Source organism: Sinorhizobium sp. NFACC03 (genome assembly GCF_900103435.1).
Taxonomy (GTDB): Bacteria; Pseudomonadota; Alphaproteobacteria; order Rhizobiales; family Rhizobiaceae; genus Ensifer.
Map to the genome: position 1 here is coordinate 51,884 of NZ_FMXF01000002.1, position 15,802 is coordinate 67,685.

The 15,802-nt window shown below is 61.7% G+C and carries 15 protein-coding genes; 11 read left to right on the top strand and 4 right to left on the bottom strand.

Translation table 11 applies throughout. From position 1 onward, the window contains the following. Window positions 1-7: 7 nt before the first annotated feature. The 3 genes from BLU35_RS05665 to BLU35_RS05675 all read left to right on the top strand — a co-directional run bounded on the left by BLU35_RS05665 (window position 8) and on the right by BLU35_RS05675 (window position 3,672). Window positions 8-547: a DUF1697 domain-containing protein gene (locus BLU35_RS05665; RefSeq protein WP_057255625.1), complete on the top strand. Its 540-nt coding sequence runs from the start codon at window positions 8-10 to the stop codon at window positions 545-547. A 223-nt stretch (window positions 548-770) separates the two neighbouring features. Next, entirely contained in the window at window positions 771-2,753 is a 1,983-nt protein-coding gene (gene thrS / locus BLU35_RS05670) for a threonine--tRNA ligase (RefSeq protein ID WP_057255626.1), read from the top strand. A gap of 79 nt (window positions 2,754-2,832) precedes the next feature. Continuing rightward, the gene (locus tag BLU35_RS05675) at window positions 2,833-3,672 is read left to right on the top strand and encodes a lysophospholipid acyltransferase family protein (protein ID WP_058328570.1); all 840 of its coding nucleotides are present in this window, start codon (window positions 2,833-2,835) and stop codon (window positions 3,670-3,672) included. A gap of 34 nt (window positions 3,673-3,706) precedes the next feature. Here BLU35_RS05675 and BLU35_RS05680 read toward each other — a convergent pair whose 3' ends face one another. Beyond that, the gene (locus BLU35_RS05680) at window positions 3,707-4,717 is read right to left on the bottom strand and encodes an RgsD C-terminal domain-containing protein (RefSeq protein ID WP_093232361.1); all 1,011 of its coding nucleotides are present in this window, start codon (window positions 4,715-4,717) and stop codon (window positions 3,707-3,709) included. A gap of 100 nt (window positions 4,718-4,817) precedes the next feature. Here BLU35_RS05680 and BLU35_RS05685 point away from each other — a divergent pair, with 100 nt between their 5' ends. Both BLU35_RS05685 and BLU35_RS05690 read left to right on the top strand, forming a co-directional pair. Further along, window positions 4,818-5,402 (top strand): nitroreductase family protein, encoded by a 585-nt coding sequence (locus tag BLU35_RS05685; protein WP_093232362.1) that lies wholly within the window; start codon window positions 4,818-4,820, stop codon window positions 5,400-5,402. Then, the gene (locus BLU35_RS05690) at window positions 5,402-6,004 is read left to right on the top strand and encodes a flavin reductase family protein (RefSeq protein ID WP_093232363.1); all 603 of its coding nucleotides are present in this window, start codon (window positions 5,402-5,404) and stop codon (window positions 6,002-6,004) included. Before BLU35_RS05685 ends, BLU35_RS05690 begins: the two co-directional genes overlap by 1 nt. Window positions 6,005-6,031: 27 nt before the next feature. Here BLU35_RS05690 and BLU35_RS05695 read toward each other — a convergent pair whose 3' ends face one another. Next, window positions 6,032-6,733 (bottom strand): aldolase/citrate lyase/malate synthase family protein, encoded by a 702-nt coding sequence (locus tag BLU35_RS05695; protein ID WP_093232364.1) that lies wholly within the window; start codon window positions 6,731-6,733, stop codon window positions 6,032-6,034. Window positions 6,734-6,807: 74 nt separating this feature from the next. On the opposite strand from BLU35_RS05695, the gene BLU35_RS05700 reads away from it, so the two are divergent. Continuing rightward, a complete protein-coding gene (locus BLU35_RS05700) occupies window positions 6,808-7,941 on the top strand; it encodes a DUF2336 domain-containing protein (RefSeq protein WP_093232365.1) in 1,134 nt (377 codons plus the stop codon). 93 nt (window positions 7,942-8,034) lie between these two features. Next, the gene (locus BLU35_RS05705; protein ID WP_093232366.1) at window positions 8,035-8,370 is read left to right on the top strand and encodes an NAD-dependent epimerase/dehydratase family protein; all 336 of its coding nucleotides are present in this window, start codon (window positions 8,035-8,037) and stop codon (window positions 8,368-8,370) included. A gap of 28 nt (window positions 8,371-8,398) precedes the next feature. Here BLU35_RS05705 and BLU35_RS05710 read toward each other — a convergent pair whose 3' ends face one another. Beyond that, window positions 8,399-8,812 carry a hypothetical protein gene (locus tag BLU35_RS05710; RefSeq protein ID WP_093232367.1) on the bottom strand — a complete coding sequence of 138 codons (414 nt, stop codon included), beginning with the start codon at window positions 8,810-8,812 and terminating at the stop codon, window positions 8,399-8,401. Between the two features lie 222 nt (window positions 8,813-9,034). Between BLU35_RS05710 and BLU35_RS05715 the strand changes: the two genes are divergently transcribed. Next, complete coding sequence (locus BLU35_RS05715; protein ID WP_093232368.1) at window positions 9,035-9,505, top strand: GNAT family N-acetyltransferase; 471 nt, start codon at window positions 9,035-9,037, stop codon at window positions 9,503-9,505. Window positions 9,506-9,634: 129 nt separating this feature from the next. Here the strand turns inward: BLU35_RS05715 and parE are convergent, their stop codons facing one another. Further along, complete coding sequence (parE, locus tag BLU35_RS05720) at window positions 9,635-11,695, bottom strand: DNA topoisomerase IV subunit B (protein ID WP_093232369.1); 2,061 nt, start codon at window positions 11,693-11,695, stop codon at window positions 9,635-9,637. 241 nt (window positions 11,696-11,936) lie between these two features. Between parE and BLU35_RS05725 the strand changes: the two genes are divergently transcribed. From BLU35_RS05725 to BLU35_RS05735, 3 genes are all read left to right on the top strand, one after another. Beyond that, window positions 11,937-12,821, top strand: a complete 885-nt coding sequence (locus BLU35_RS05725) for an alpha/beta hydrolase (RefSeq protein WP_093232370.1) — start codon at window positions 11,937-11,939, stop codon at window positions 12,819-12,821. Between the two features lie 127 nt (window positions 12,822-12,948). Continuing rightward, on the top strand, window positions 12,949-14,391 hold the full coding sequence (locus tag BLU35_RS05730) for a UbiA family prenyltransferase (RefSeq protein WP_093232478.1): 1,443 nt from the start codon (window positions 12,949-12,951) through the stop codon (window positions 14,389-14,391). Continuing rightward, window positions 14,388-15,710 carry an FAD-binding oxidoreductase gene (locus BLU35_RS05735; RefSeq protein ID WP_176907135.1) on the top strand — a complete coding sequence of 441 codons (1,323 nt, stop codon included), beginning with the start codon at window positions 14,388-14,390 and terminating at the stop codon, window positions 15,708-15,710. Before BLU35_RS05730 ends, BLU35_RS05735 begins: the two co-directional genes overlap by 4 nt. Window positions 15,711-15,802 lie beyond the last annotated feature (92 nt).

A 15,802-nucleotide genomic window follows, 5' to 3' on the forward strand; every position in this document is an offset into this window, starting at 1 on the left:
AGGGTGGATGAACAGCTACGTTGCCTTGCTTTACAGCATTGTTCTTGGTGCCGGGCGACGTGTCGTGATGGTCGATCTCAGAGAGATGGCCGAAGGCCTCGGCTATCGCTCGCCGCGAACCCTGGTTGCGACAGGCAATCTCGTGTTCGAGACCGGACAAACGTCCATCGGCGACTTAGAATCGCCGCTTGAGAAGGCCTTCTCCGAGACATTCGGTCGGCATGTCGACATCATTGTTCGTTCCGGTGCCGGTTGGCTGAAGCTCGCGGCATCCAATCCATTTCACGACGAAGGCGAAGAGGATGCCACGCGCGTGCATGTCCGCGTGATGCGCGACCCGCTCACCGAACCCGCGCTCGAAGGACTTCAGCGTTACTGCGTCGCTGGGGAACGTCTGGCAATCGTTGACGGCGATCTCTGGGTGCATTTTCCCGGCAAGGCCAGCAAATCGAAACTGCTGGGTGCAATGACGACCAAGCGTTTGGGCATCGGGACGTTTCGCAACTGGAACACCGTCAAGGGGCTCGCCGAGATGCTGCGCGGCTAGGCTCTGTCGCAGCCTTCGCCTTTACTCACTTTCGAAAACCCTTTATCAGGCTACGGCGTGTTTTCCTGGGTCGTCTCGGCCTAGGGCAAAACATGCGGCAATCCAAAGCACTACAGCGACCTTTGCGCGTCTGACGGATGCGACGCTGTATCGTCAATTCACCGGTCGTTTCCGGTCAACCATACCACCCGCATTCGTTGGCGGGACTGGATAGGAGATCATCATGTCGAATCCTGTTTCCCTTACATTTCCAGATGGCTCGGTGCGCGAATATCCTTTCGGCACGACCGGCCGCGACGTGGCAGAATCGATTTCGAAATCGCTCGCCAAGAAGGCGGTCGCGATTGCGCTCGACGACGAGCTGCGCGACCTGTCCGATCCGGTGACCAATGGCCGGCTCGAGATCGTCGTGCGCGACGACAAGCGTTCGCTTGAGCTTATCCGTCACGATGCCGCACACGTGATGGCCGAGGCCGTGCAGGAACTGTGGCCGGGAACGCAGGTGACTATCGGTCCGGTCATCGACAATGGCTTCTACTACGACTTCGCCCGCAACGAGCCCTTCACGCCGGATGATCTGCCGCTCATCGAAAAGCGGATGAAGGAGATCATCGCCCGCAACAAGCCTTTCACCAAGGAAGTCTGGTCGCGCGAAAAGGCACGGCAGGTCTTTGCCGACAAGGGCGAGGCCTACAAGGTCGAGCTCGTCGATGCGATCCCCGAGGGACAGGATCTCAAGATCTATTACCAGGGCGACTGGTTCGATCTTTGCCGCGGTCCGCACATGGCCTCGACCGGTCAAATCGGCACCGCCTTCAAGCTGATGAAGGTGGCCGGCGCCTATTGGCGTGGCGACAGCAACAACGCGATGCTGACCCGCATCTACGGCACCGCCTGGCACACCCAGGAAGAGCTGGACCAGTATCTCCACGTGCTCGCCGAGGCCGAGAAGCGCGATCACCGCCGCCTTGGCCGCGAAATGGACCTGTTCCATTTCCAGGAAGAGGGTCCGGGCGTCGTCTTCTGGCACGGCAAGGGCTGGCGCATGTTCCAGACGCTGACGGCCTATATGCGCCGTCGGCTTGCGAACACCTACCAGGAAGTCAATGCGCCGCAGGTGCTCGACAAGTCGCTGTGGGAAACCTCGGGTCACTGGGGTTGGTACCGCGACAACATGTTCAAGGTGACGGTTGCCGGCGATGAAACCGACGACGATCGCGTCTTCGCGCTGAAGCCGATGAACTGCCCGGGCCATATCCAGATCTTCAAGCATGGCCTGAAGTCCTACCGCGAGCTTCCGGTTCGCCTGGCCGAATTCGGCAACGTTCACCGCTACGAGCCCTCCGGTGCTCTACACGGCCTGATGCGCGTGCGCGGCTTTACCCAGGACGATGCCCACGTCTTCTGCACCGACGAGCAGATGGCGGCTGAATGCCTGCGCATCAACGACCTCATCCTCTCGGTCTACGAGGACTTCGGCTTCAAGGAAGTGGTGGTCAAACTCTCCACCCGTCCGGACAAGCGCGTCGGCTCCGACGAGCTGTGGGATCGCGCCGAAAGCGTGATGATGGACGTGTTGAAGACGATCGAGGCGCAGTCGGAAGGCCGCATCAAGACTGGCATCCTGCCGGGCGAGGGCGCTTTCTACGGTCCGAAGTTCGAATACACGCTGAAGGACGCGATCGGCCGCGAATGGCAGTGCGGCACGACCCAGGTCGACTTCAACCTGCCAGAGCGGTTCGGTGCCTTCTATATCGACAAGGAATCGGAAAAGCGCCAGCCGGTGATGATCCACCGCGCTATCTGCGGTTCGATGGAGCGCTTCCTCGGGATCTTGATCGAGAACTTCGCCGGCCACATGCCGCTTTGGGTTTCGCCGCTGCAAGTGGTGGTCGCAACGATCACCTCGGAAGCCGACGACTATGGTCGCGAGGTTGCCGAGCTCCTGCGTGACGCCGGCCTCACCGTCGAGACCGACTTCCGCAACGAGAAGATCAACTACAAGGTCCGCGAACATTCGGTGACCAAGGTTCCGGTCATCGTCGTTTGCGGCAAGCGCGAAGCCGAAGAGCGTTCGGTCAACATCCGCCGTCTCGGCTCCCAGGCCCAGACCGCGATGTCGCTCGACGAGGCAATTTCCTCGCTCGCCTTCGAGGCGATGGCGCCGGATCTCAAGCGCAAGGCGGAAAAGAAAGCCCGGGGTTGAACCCCCGGGCACTTGCTTTGTCAGCAAACTGTCATATTAGCGGAATATCCGGATAAGATTATATCCATCGGAGATGTCCGTGCAGTTCAAAGAGCTGTCCTACGCCAATGAAAACGACCGGCGCCTGAAGCGCTGGTTCATTCGCTCCATCGAAGGTCTGTCGGGTCGCAATCGCTACGCAAAGCTTTACACGCGCTGGCGGTCCGACATCGTCGGCAAGAGCGATCGGGTCTTCGGCGAGATGCTGCAGCTCATCGATGTGAAGCTGCGAACCCAGGGTGAGTGGCCGCCGCGGCACTTGCCCGACACGCCGATCGTCATCATCGCCAATCATCCCTTCGGCATCGGCGACGGCATCGCTGTGCTGGCGCTTGCCGAACAGCTCGGCCGCCCGTTCCGTGTGCTCATCAACAACGAACTGCTGAAGGTGCCAGAAATGGCGCCCTATTCCTTGCCGGTGTCGTTCGAGGAGACGAAGGAGGCGCTCGCGGTCAACATGGCGACACGCCATGAGGCGCTGCGCCTGCTGAAGGAAGGTGTGACGATCGTGATCTTTCCCGCCGGCGGTGTGGCGACCGCGCCGAAGGGTTTCGGCCGCGCCGAGGACCTGCCCTGGAAGATCTTTCCGGCGAAGCTGATCCAGGCTGCGCGGGCGAGCGTCATCCCGATCTACTTCGAGGGACAGAACGGTCCCTTTTTCCACCTGGCGAGCAAGATTTCACTGACGTTGAGGCTGTCGCTGCTGATCCGCGAGTTCCGCCGTCTGTCCGGCACGACGATCGCAGCGCGCATCGGCCGTGTGCTGACGCCGGAGGACCTCGGTGCCTGTGGCGATCGCAAGGATTTGCTGGCCCGCATCTATGAAGCGGTCTTCTCCATGGCGCCGCCGCGCCGGCGGTTCATGAGACGGGTAGGCTGACGTAGCGTCAGTTGGTTGATGCTGGAAGAAGATCCTAGTCGGCCGCGTCGGAGATTGCGCCCGGATTGGTACTCGCGTCGTTGCCGCCGCTGCTGAGCAGCACTTCCACATCCGTGTTGACGCCGGCCTTCACGGTGAAGTCGCGTTCGTAGATCTTGTCCTTGTAGCGTGCGACGGCGGAGTAGCTGCCTTCGAGCAGAACCAGCGTCGGGAAGGCGCCGTTTTCTTCGTCCACCGTGTCGCCCGCGGACGTCAGGATCGTCCATGCGGTGTTGGCAATCGCTTCGCCGCCGGGCTCAGAGACGAGCTTGAGCGTCAGCTTGGCGGCGCGATGCTGGATGGTCGCTTCCGTCAGCTTGCCGGCTTCAACCTGGATGTCGGCGGCCGTCGAGGCGTTGGTGGCACCGTAACTCGAGGTCACATGATAGGTTCCGGCACCGAGTCGGATCACCGTATTCGGCTTCACATCCGACATGATGAGCGCCCGTTCGCCGTCGCTCTTGGTATCGGCAGAATAGACGGAGAAGCTGAGTTCGGCCGGTGGTATGCGCACATCGCTGCCGGAGACGGCGTTCAGCTTGATGCCGCCCGCATCCAGGACCAGAACCTGCTTTTCGAGCGTGCCTTCCTGGGGAACGCGGATCTTGCGTGTCGCGGACGCACGTCCGAAGGAAACGTTGACGAAATAATCGCCCGGCACGACGTTGAACGCCGTCGATCCACCTTCCGACGTTGCAAGAAGCGGCAGCTTGCCGTCGCTTCCGGGGATCGGGCTGAACACGCGCCAGGTCAGGCCGGCCTCGACGGGGGCGCCTTTCTCAGTGAGCAGCGCTTCGAGCTTGACATCCCTCAAGGTACCGTCGGCGATCGGATCCGTCGTCATTGGGCTGAAGCCCGTAAGCTTCGGCATCTTGCGCGGGCCGGCGATCGAAGGAAAGCTCTCGAAGGCCTGCGTTGCATCCTCAGCAAGCACGCTTCCTGCAGCAGCGCCGGCGACAAGGATCGCGAGTCCGGTTCTGAGGAAAATACGAGAGCATGCACGCATGAGAGCAGTTGACTTCCTGACTGAGTGACTCCACTTGGGACGCCGATATGGCATTTTCGTGGCTGCCGATGCTGCGGCAAATTAGTGGAATTCATCCGACATGAAAACCGAAATTAAGCTTGTTGATTATCTCGCGTCCCGTCGCTCGATCCCCGCATTCCAGATGGGCGAACCCGGCCCCAGCAAGACCGAGGTCGAGGAGATGTTGAAGCTCGCCTCCCGCGTCCCGGACCACGGCAAGCTCGCACCCTGGCGCTTTATCGTCTACCGCGGTGAGGAGCGGGCGCGCATCAGCGCCGAGCTGAAGGCGATGGCGCTCGCAGTGAAGCCCGATCTCTCGGAAGAAATGATCAAGGTCGAGGAAACGCGGCTGACGCGGGCGCCGGTCGTGGTCGCCGTAGTCAGCACGGCTGCGCCGCACTTCAAGATTCCGGAATGGGAGCAACAGATGTCTGCCGGTGCCGTGTGCCTCAACCTGCTGATGGCCGCAAACGCACTTGGCTACGCCTCCAACTGGCTGACCGAATGGTTTGCCTTCGACGAGCGCGCCTATCCCTTGCTGGGCGTCAAGCCGGGTGAGAAGCCAGCCGGCTTCATTCACATCGGCACTGCGATGGTGCCGCCGACGGAGCGGCCGAGGCCCGAGCTTGAAGAGATCGTCACCTGGGTTGGCGAGGGCGCCTGATGTTCTACGATACGGCCTCGAATCGTCACGGCTTGCCGCATGACCCCTTCAAGGCCATCGTCTCGCCGCGGCCGATCGGTTGGATCGGCACGCGTGGGCGCGACGGTTCGCATAACCTCGCGCCCTATTCTTTCTTCAATGCCATCAGTGATCGGCCGAAGCTCGTGATGTTCTCATCGAGCGGCTACAAGGATTCGGTCCGCAACATCGAAGCAACCAGTGAGTTCACGGCGAGCTTCGCCAGCCGCAGTCTTGCCGAGGCTGTGAACAAGACGTCAATTCCCGCGCCGCACGGTGAGAGTGAATTCGAGATCGCCGGGCTCACGCCAGTCAACGGCACTCTGGTGAAGGCGCCGTTCGTCGGTGAGGCCTTTGCTGCGCTCGAGTGCCGGATGACGGAGATGTTTCAACCGAAGGGCTTGGATGGCGAAGTGTCCGACAACTATGTCGTCATCGGCCAGGTCGTCGGCATTCATATCCGCGAGGAAGCAATCCGCGATGGCCGCTTCGACATGGCGACGGTCAGGCCGCTCGCCCGTCTCGGCTACATGGACTATTGCGACGGCGGCGACGTCTTCCAGATGACACGCCCGACCCTCTGAGATCAGCGACTTTGCGCGCCTGATAGGTCACGTGTTGCTTACGATCGTTGCCTGTTCGATCGAGTTGCAAACGACCGAGGCAAAGCCGTTGTCCCGGCTCAGTGAATGCGCCCACCGTGTCGCGGCTTCGTCGGGGGTGGCAGCAGGTAGCACCTCATAGGCGGGCACACCAGCTTCGCACGCCCTCAGGACCACATATGCTCGTCCGGCAAGGATCGGCGCTTCGACGCGCTGATGGGGAGCGCTGGTCGGCTCCAGACAGCCAAGGGACTTGGCCAACGCTGCACCGTTGAAGATCAGCGCTTCCAGGCGGGACGACGAACCTGTCAGCGGATTGGGCGATAACAGGCCTCCCGGCGAGCCGCCGTATTCCGCATAGATCCGAATACGGTTGGGCGCGGTACCGTTGGCGGCTTCCGCAACCCGCAACATCACGTCGAGCCGTTGTATGTCGGCGCGCCCGCGGCATCCGGAAAGCACGATACCGTCGACACCGCTGTCGAGTAGCCGGTTCAATGCCTCTTCGTCCAGCCGCTCCAGCGGTTCGACGCGCGCAAGAAGGGCGAAGCTGCGGCCTGCCAAACGCGCCATGCTGCGCACTATTTCTGTGTCGCAACCGATATCCATGATGACACCGGCGAGCGCATTGAGCACAGCGACTTCCATCGCCGGAGCCGTACCCTTAACGATCAGCAGCGGCTTCATGGTTTGGGAGCGGTTAACAGACATGGTGAACCAATCTTAAACCTTTGCCGGCTAGGGTTTGAACATCGGTGGCATTGGCGTGGTCTAGTGGGGCGTAGGTGATCATACAAGCATTTCTTCGCTGGGTGGAAACGGCGAGAACGGGTGAACGCACCCGCGCCGCCAGTGCGCTCGGTCGCGCCTATGTCGACGCGCAGATGAATGGCCTCGATCGCCGCGCCGCTGAGATGGCGATGACCTTCCTGCTCGACGATCCGTCGCCGAAGGTTCGGCGTGCACTCGCTGATGCGCTTTGTGGCTGCTCGTCCGTTCCGCGCGGCATCATTCTCGGCCTTGCCGAAGACCAGCCGGAAATTGCCTATGTCGTCATATCCCGCTCGCCTGTCCTGACCGACGAGGACTTGGTCGACCTTGCTGCCAGGGGAACGCTCGAAACGCGCGCTCTGATCGCGGCGCGCAGCTTCGTCTCCCGTGCCGTATCGGCCGCAATCGCCGAAATCGGCGGTGAGGAAGAAATTCTGATCCTCCTGGAAAACGCCGGCGCCAACCTGTCGCGCCGATCGTTGAAACGCATTGCCGAGCGTCTCGGCTGCTTCGCGGCCGTGCGCGACCTGCTGCTTGCCCGGCCGGACCTGCCAAGCGATGCCCGCCACGCGCTGGTGGAAGAGGTGGGAGCGGCGCTGGCAGCCTTCGGTCTCGTGCAGATGGCGATCGGCGAAGCCCGGGTCCAGCGGATCATGCGGGAAGCTTGCGATATTGCTGCCGTCGGCATGGCCGGGACGCTGGCTGTGGACGAGTTGCCTGGCCTCGTGGTGCATCTGCGTGAGACCGGCCGCCTGACCCCAGCCTTCCTGCTGCACGCGCTGGTGACCGGCCGTGCGGAGTTTTTCTCGGCCGCGATCGTCGATCTCTCCGGCGTTTGCGAGAAGCGCGTGCGCTCCATCCTGTCCGGCGGCCGCGTTCATTCGATCCGTGCTCTGTTCGAGAGCGCCGGCCTCGGCCACGATGTCAGCGAAACCTTTGCTGCGGCCGTGCTTTTCTGGCGCCAGGACACTTCAGCTGGAAACGACAGCACGGCTTCCGTCTCCACGGCGCTGCTCGCGCGGCTGCGGAATGAGCGCCCGTCATCGGTCAACACCGCGATGATCGATCTGCTCGAACGCCTGGCATTTGCCGAGGAACGGCAGTCGGCTCGCAATTATGCGGAACTTGCGGCGCGGCAGGCCGCCTGACTTCTATTGCGGCGGATTGTATCCGCGACGTCTCCACCCAATTCTGCTGGCGGTCCGATGATTGCGGGTTCGCGATCAATGAGGAACTGAGGCATGAACGCGAGGGCCGACGCACCCGTTGCTGTAACCGGCATAGGCGGCTTTGTCGGGCGTCACGTCGCGCTCCTCCTGTTGCGGCGGGGCTACAACGTACGCGGCACCGTTCGGGACCTGGCGCGCGTAGAGGAGATCGAACGATCAATCCGCGCCGCCGGCGGCACGGAGGCGGCCAAACTGAGTTTTGCCGAAGCGGACCCGCTGGGCGAAAAAGGCTGGGCCGATGCCTTCGCTGGCGTTTCCTATGTCATGCACACCGCATCGCCGTTTCCGGCGCATCTGCCTGCCGACGAACCAAAGAAGAGGCGGTCATGGCCAGCGCCGAAAGCCTGATCGGCACTGTCTGGTGTGAGCGTGCCCGCTAGTTGGTGAAGCGGCGAGCGACCCAGGAATAGCCGTCTTCGATGTAGTGCACCGGTTTTGTGACGATGGTCTTGAGCTTCTCCCGGTCCGGCATGGCGCCGGACAGGAAAGCCAGCGTCCGTTTCGGCAGGTTTTGTTCCGGCTCCGGTTCCGTCACCTGCGAGGGCGGAATCTGGCTCTGTTGCGAGCCGGCCGGTGGTGGGGTGAGGTCGGCAAGGGCGGGGCCGGAGGTTTCGCAAACCGCGACGACGACCGGATAGTTGGCGTTCGAGAACTTCGGTAGTTGCGCCTGCGAGTCCGTGTCGCATTGGGCGATCGACGGCCATGTGCCGTTGACCGTCGAGATGTACTGGCATTGGCTGACATCGTGGTCGCAGCCGAGAATGGTCATGACAATCAGCGCCGCTTGCATGGTGATCCTGTCGGTCCCTGGAGGTTGTGATGCGATCAACCTATGCCTGTGCGATTCTCCCCGAAATAGGGCGGCGTTGCAGGTGATAGGGAACAAATTGTTTCAGCCCGTTAGCCGGATTGATAGGGTAGCGCGCGCCTGCGTCATTTGACGTATTGGCTGGCGGTACGGGTGGCACTAACGTCCGGCCGCAAACAGTTAAAATCGACAAGGACGAAACAATTGCCTGCCGTAGCCATAGCCCTGGAGCAGCCACGCCAAGCGCAGGTCGTGCGTCTGCTGGAACTCTCCGACGCCTATGCCGCTTCGCTCTATCCCGCCGAAAGCAACCACATGGTCGACCTTTCGAGCCTGGAGCAGCCGGGGGTTTCCTTCTTTGTGGCGCGGCGTGACGACAACATCGTCGGTTGCTGCGCCCTGGTAGAGGCCGGCGACGGTACGGCTGAGATCAAGCGTATGTTCGTCGATCCGGAGGCGAGGGGGCTGAGGCTCGGCAAGCTGCTGTTGCAGGCACTGGAAGCGCGCGCAGGTGAACTCGGCTACACGGCAATTCGCCTCGAAACCGGCATCTATCAGCCCGAAGCGATCGGACTTTACAAGGCGGCCGGCTATATCGAGCGTCCGCCCTTTGGTTACTATCAGCCGGATCCGCTCAGCCTGTTCATGGAAAAGCCTGTTCGCCAGGCGGCATGATCTCGCCACGCCGAGTGGTCCCGTGAGCTGAAAATCAAAACGGCGGCGCGAGGGCCGCCGTTCTCAAAATTGATTGCTCAGGGAGTGCGGCGCGCAAGAACGTCATGCGCCTTCGCATCCATCGCCCAATCAGATATCCAGGTTTTCGGCGAACACGGCGCGCTCCTGGATGAAGCGGAAGCGGGCGTCGGCCTTCGTCCCCATCAGATTGTCCACCGCCTCGCGCGTGCCCTCGAAATCAATCTCGTCGATCTCCACCTTGAGCAACGTGCGGAACTTCGGGTCCATCGTCGTTTCCTTGAGCTGCGCGGGCAGCATCTCGCCGAGACCTTTGAACCTGCCGATCTCGACCTTGCCGCGACCGGCGAATTCAGTCCGCATCAGTTCTTCGCGGTGCGCATCGTCGCGGGCGTAGAGCGTCTTCGAGCCTTGGCTGATGCGATAGAGCGGCGGTACGGCGAGATAGAGGTGACCGCCGCGAATGAGCTCTGGCATCTCCTGATAGAAGAAGGTGATGAGCAGCGAGGCGATATGCGCGCCGTCGACGTCGGCGTCGGTCATGACGACGATGCGTTCGTAGCGCAAATCCTCTTCGCGGTACTTGCTACGCGTGCCGCAGCCGAGTGCCTGAATGAGGTCGGTGATCTGCTGGTTGGCGCTGAGCTTTTCGCGGCCTGCGCTCGCGACGTTGAGGATCTTGCCGCGAAGCGGCAGGATCGCCTGGTTGGCGCGGTTGCGCGCCTGCTTTGCCGATCCGCCAGCCGAGTCCCCTTCGACGATGAAGAGTTCAGCGCCTTCGGCCGTGTTCTGCGAGCAGTCCGCAAGCTTGCCCGGCAAGCGCAGCTTGCGCACTGCCGTCTTGCGGTTGACTTCCTTTTCCTTGCGCCGGCGGACGCGCTCTTCGGCGCGCTCGACCACCCAGTCGAGCAGCTTGGCGGCTTCTCCGGGATTGTCGGCAAGGTAGTGATCGAAGGGGTCGCGGAGCGCGTTTTCGACGATGCGCTGTGCCTCGACCGTCGCGAGCTTGTCCTTCGTCTGGCCGACGAATTCCGGTTCGCGGATGAAGACCGACAGCATGCCCGCCGCCGAGATCATCACGTCGTCGGTGGTGACGATCGACGCGCGCTTGTTCTGCGTCAGTTCGGCATAGTTTTTCAGGCCTTTGGTCAGCGCGATGCGGAAGCCCGCTTCGTGCGTGCCGCCCTCGGGCGTCGGGATGGTGTTGCAGTAGGAATGGACCTGCTGGTCGCCGCCGTACCAGGTGACGGCCCATTCGAGCGAGCCGTGGCCGTTGGCCTTCTCCGACTTGCCGGCGAAGATCTCGCGGGTGACGGTGAATTCCTTGCCGAGTGTGGCGGCAAGATAATCCTTCAGGCCGCCCGGGAAGTGGAAGACGGCCCTGTCCGGGATCTCCGAGCCTTCCTGCAGCAGCGACGGATCGCAGGACCAGCGGATTTCGACGCCGCCGAAGAGATAGGCCTTCGAGCGCGCCATGCGGAAAAGCCGTCCGGGCTCGAAATGCGCGTGCGGACCGAAAATATCCGGGTCCGGATGGAAACGAACGCGCGTGCCGCGGCGGTTGTGCACGTCGCCGAGTTCCTCGAGCCCACCCTGTGGAATACCGCGGGAGAAGCGCTGCCGGTAGAGCTTGCGGTTGCGTGCGACCTCGACCTCGAGCGCATTGGAGAGCGCATTGACGACGGAAACGCCCACACCGTGAAGACCGCCCGACGTCTCATAGGCCTTGCCGTCGAACTTGCCGCCGGCATGGAGGATGGTCATGACGACTTCGAGCGTCGACTTGCCCGGGAATTTCGGATGGTTCTCGACCGGGATACCACGGCCGTTGTCCGTGACCGTCAGGAAGCCGTCGGCATCGAGGTGGACTTCGATGAAATTTGCATGACCGGCGACCGCTTCGTCCATCGAGTTGTCGATGACTTCGGCGAAGAGGTGGTGCAGCGCCTTCTCGTCGGTGCCGCCGATATACATGCCCGGACGACGACGAACTGGCTCCAGCCCTTCGAGCACCTCGATCGCCGAAGCATCGTAGTCGCTGCCGTCGCTACCCTTCGGGGCAGGGCGCGGCTCTTCGCGCGCGACTGGTGCCACTGGCACAGCCGGTTTGGCGCTCGGCTGTACGGGCTTCGGTTGCTCGGGCATTGAGAAGAGGTCGCTGTTGTCGTCCATGGGGCCGTTCGGATCGTTCCTGTCACTTGGGGAGAGGCCATAGCAAGACCTCGACTTTGCCGCCATCCCCCGGCGGTCGAATCACCTGAATTCTGCCAGACTCCCGCCGAAAGAGCGAACAAAAGGAGAATGCTGGCATCGCTTGCAGGTGAAATGCCGCCTTTGCGGCCCTGTTACGGAGCAAGTGTTGCTTTGGCGTCCGTGCGATGGCAAGGCTTCCGGCCAAAGAGGGAGCCCGTCATTGGCCGTGTCCACAACTGTTTTTTCGTTTCGCCGGCTTTTTCTGGCTGCGGCCTTCGCCGCAGGCGCTTCCGCGGCTCAAGCGCAGACATTGAAACCCTTCAAGGACGAGCTTTTCTCCTATGCCAAGGTGCTGCAACAAAATGATGGCGGCGACGACCTGACGGTGGAATATCAGGAACTGCGCGACATCAACGAACGGGACGAAATTCCGGAACGCCGGGTGAAGCGCGCCTATGTTTCGCTGGGCGTGAAAAGCGAGCAAGTCAATGAGAAGCTCGACATTGGCGGTCGCTTGCTTGACGTGACCCGTGTCGGTCCGGATCGCGGCGCTGCCTTCACGGTGATCTTCATCCACGGCCGCGGCGGTGATCGCCGGCTCGGCACCAACGATTTTTCCTTCGGCGGTAACTTCAATCGGCTGAAGAACCTCGCCGTCGCCAATGGCGGAGTCTACTACGCGCCGAGCGTCCGCTCCTTCGACACGGCAGGCGCTGCGGATATCGCCGGCCTGGTCAAACAGGTTTCCGAGCACTCAGGCGGTCGCCCCGTGGTGCTGGCCTGCGCCTCGATGGGAAGCTTCATCTGCTGGGGCGTTTCGCGCGATGCCTCCGCGGTCGCGGCTCTCAGCGGCATGATGGTCATGGGTGGCGTAAGCGACCCCGATTTCACCAAGAGCGCTACTTACAAGGCGAAGCTGCCCATGTTCTTCAGCCATGGCAGCCGCGACAGCGTCTATCCGGCCGAGAGCCAGAAAGCGCTCTATCGCACGCTGAAGGGCCAAGGCTACCCGACACGCTTCGTCCTCTTCGAAACCGGCTCGCACGGCACCCCGGTGCGCATGACCGACTGGCGCGATGCATTGAACTGGATCGGTCGCCGCTGACCTTTGTCCGCGCCGCTGACATTTGTTAACCAGCCCGACAGTTTCCGGGCGAGATTGTGGCCCGCGTTTCCACTCTGGAAAGTTGAAGACGTCATCATGCCCGGCAATTATGGCTGGGATGGAATTCATGGACGCGCGCACCGAGACACGGCACATTCCGCTGTGTGTGGATCTGGACGGTACTTTGTTGGCCGCCGATACGCTGTGGGAAGGTGCGGCGATCATTCTCTTGCGCAATCCGCTGATGCTCTTTCCCATGCTGTTCTGGTTGGCGAAGGGCAAGGCGCGGCTGAAGCATGAGGTGGCCTTGCGTTCCGGCCGCAAGGCTCAGGACTGGCCCTACCGGCAGGCCGTCATCGATCGGCTCGCCGAGGAGAGAAAGGCGGGCCGCGAACTGGTGCTCGTCACCGGCGCTGCACCGTCGGTCGCCAGAGACGTTGCCGATCATGTCGGACTTTTTTCCTCGGTCATGCATTCGACCGATGCGCTCAATCTGACGAGCAGCCGCAAGCGCCAGGCGTTGGTCGATCGTTTCGGCGACGGTGCCTTCGACTATATGGGCAACAGCCGTGACGATATCGCCGTTTTCGAGGTAGCGCGGCGTGCGATCGTGGTCGCCCCGGATGCTGCGGCGGAGAAGTGGCGCCGCAATCATGACGCGGAACGGCTGGAGACCGGCAAGGTGAGCGCGCTTGCGCCGTTGAAGTCCATCCGCGTGCATCAATGGGCGAAAAACGTACTCATCGGCGTGCCGATGATCCTCAATCATGAGGTGCTGCATTTCGACGCGATCATGAGCGTCATCGTCGCCTTCTTCGCCTTCAGCTTCCTCGCCTCGGCGGTCTATGTCATCAACGATCTTTCGGACCTCGCCAATGATCGCCGCCATGCAAAGAAGCGTCACAGGCCGCTCGCCAGCGGCCAGATGTCGGTGCCGACAGCGCTCATACTTGCCGGCTGCCTCGTCCTGGCATCGCTGTCGCTGACGCTGTTGCTGCCATGGAAATTTGCCGGTGTGCTGGCGTTCTATGCCTGCGCGACGACTGCCTATACCTTCGTGCTGAAGCGCAAGCTGTTGGTCGACGTCTTCACGCTCGCCGGCCTCTACACCACGCGCATTGTTGCCGGTGCCGCGGCCACGGGCACGGAACTCTCCTTCTGGCTGGTCTCCTTCGCCATCTTCTTCTTCCTCAGCCTGGCGCTGGTGAAGCGCTATGTCGAGTTGCACGAATTCGACGACAAGGATGGCGGCAACGTTCCGGGGCGCGGCTATCTCGCTGTCGATTTCGAGATGGTGGGGCAGGCTGGCGTTGCTTCCGCTTTCACCTCGGCTCTGGTCCTTGCGCTCTACGTGCACAGCAAGGAACTCCAGGAAATGTACACCACGCCGTGGGCGCTGTGGCCGCTTTGCCCGCTGGTGCTCTATATGTTGTTGCGCATCTGGATGCTCGCGCGTCGCGGTATGCTGCATGAGGACCCTGTTGTCTTCATCATGCGTGACTGGCGCAGCCAATTGACCATGCTGATCGGCGCGCTGTTGATACTGTTTGGAGCCATCGGGCCGCAATGAGTTTGCAAGACCATGAAAGCTGGGGCCGCCTCGACAATCGCGCGCGGCCGGCCATTTCGCCTGACGACTATGAGGATCGCCTCGGCAGCCTGGAGGCGGAAGGCTACTTGCCCTTCGGCAATGGCCGCAGCTACGGCGACAGTTGCCACAATGACCGAGGCACGCTGATCGAAAGCCGCCGGCATGGCCGGATCATCGCCTTCGATCCCGGCACCGGCATGATGACCTGCGAGGCCGGCGTGACGTTGCGCGAGGTGCTCGAACGCGCGATCGAACATCGCTTCTTCCTGCCGGTCACCCCCGGCACGGCTTTCGTGACCGTCGGCGGCGCACTTGCCAACGACGTGCACGGCAAGAACCACCATGCGCGCGGCACCTTCGGCAATCACGTGACAGGTTTCACGCTTCTGCGCTCGAACGGGGATCGATTGACCTGTTCGCCCGGAGAGAACGCTGAACTCTACGCTGCCACGATCGGCGGCATGGGCCTGACGGGGTTGATCCTGACCGCGGATCTGCGGCTGATGAAGGTGCCGTCGCCGCACGTGCAACAGCATGCGATCCGCTTCGATAATCTCGACCAATACTTCGCCCTCGTCGATCGGGTCGACGACGAGCACGAATATTCCGTTGCCTGGATCGACCAACTCGCTATAGGAGCCCGCGCGGGCAGGGGCGTACTGCTGGCCGGCGACCATGCCGACGGCTCCTGTGAACTGCCCGATATCCCGAAGGGATTGAAGCTTTCGGTGCCCTTCGCGCCGCCCTTCAATCTTCTGAACCGGACAACGCTCAAGGCCTTCAACGAATATTACTTCCGCAAGGAAAAGCCTGGCGAAACCGTGACGACGGTTCCCTGGACCTCCTATTTCTATCCGCTGGATGCCATCGGCGCCTGGAACAGGCTTTACGGCCCACGCGGTCTCTATCAGCACCAGAGCGTCTACCCGGCAGAGCGGGCACCGGCGATCACCGCGCAACTCATGGAAACGGCTCGCAAGGCCGGCCATGCGTCGTTCCTGACGGTTCTCAAGCGTTTTGGCGATATCGGCTCGCGCGGAGTTCTGTCCTTCCCGCGACCCGGTTTTACTTTGACATTGGACTTCGCCAATCAAGGTGAACGAACAGTAAAGCTGCTGGATGCGCTCGATCGCATCGTGGTGGAGGCAGGCGGTGCGGTCAATCCGTACAAGGATGCTCGCATGAGCCCGCAAGTCTTTGAAATGTCTTTCCCTTCCTGGAGGAAGATCGAGGCATTGCGCGATCCTGCGCTCGTTTCCAACTTCTGGAAGCGCACGGCTCTGGCTTTGCCAGAATGAGAATGCAGACAATTTTATTCAAATAAACTTTCAAACTTCACGGAAAATCCGTCTCTTGCCCGTAAGTACATTTGCGGGACTGGGAGTAAAAC

What these genes read in the sequence shown, in the direction of transcription:
- BLU35_RS05665 (WP_057255625.1), top strand. Translation starts at nt 8, where the DNA reads ATGAACAGCTACGTTGCCTTGCTTTACAGCATTGTTCTTGGTGCCGGG.
- thrS (WP_057255626.1), top strand. Translation starts at nt 771, where the DNA reads ATGTCGAATCCTGTTTCCCTTACATTTCCAGATGGCTCGGTGCGCGAA.
- BLU35_RS05680 (WP_093232361.1), bottom strand. Translation starts at nt 4,717, where the DNA reads ATGCGTGCATGCTCTCGTATTTTCCTCAGAACCGGACTCGCGATCCTT.
- BLU35_RS05685 (WP_093232362.1), top strand. Translation starts at nt 4,818, where the DNA reads ATGAAAACCGAAATTAAGCTTGTTGATTATCTCGCGTCCCGTCGCTCG.
- BLU35_RS05690 (WP_093232363.1), top strand. Translation starts at nt 5,402, where the DNA reads ATGTTCTACGATACGGCCTCGAATCGTCACGGCTTGCCGCATGACCCC.
- BLU35_RS05695 (WP_093232364.1), bottom strand. Translation starts at nt 6,733, where the DNA reads ATGTCTGTTAACCGCTCCCAAACCATGAAGCCGCTGCTGATCGTTAAG.
- BLU35_RS05705 (WP_093232366.1), top strand. Translation starts at nt 8,035, where the DNA reads ATGAACGCGAGGGCCGACGCACCCGTTGCTGTAACCGGCATAGGCGGC.
- BLU35_RS05710 (WP_093232367.1), bottom strand. Translation starts at nt 8,812, where the DNA reads ATGCAAGCGGCGCTGATTGTCATGACCATTCTCGGCTGCGACCACGAT.
- parE (WP_093232369.1), bottom strand. Translation starts at nt 11,695, where the DNA reads ATGGACGACAACAGCGACCTCTTCTCAATGCCCGAGCAACCGAAGCCC.
- BLU35_RS05730 (WP_093232478.1), top strand. Translation starts at nt 12,949, where the DNA reads ATGGACGCGCGCACCGAGACACGGCACATTCCGCTGTGTGTGGATCTG.
- BLU35_RS05735 (WP_176907135.1), top strand. Translation starts at nt 14,388, where the DNA reads ATGAGTTTGCAAGACCATGAAAGCTGGGGCCGCCTCGACAATCGCGCG.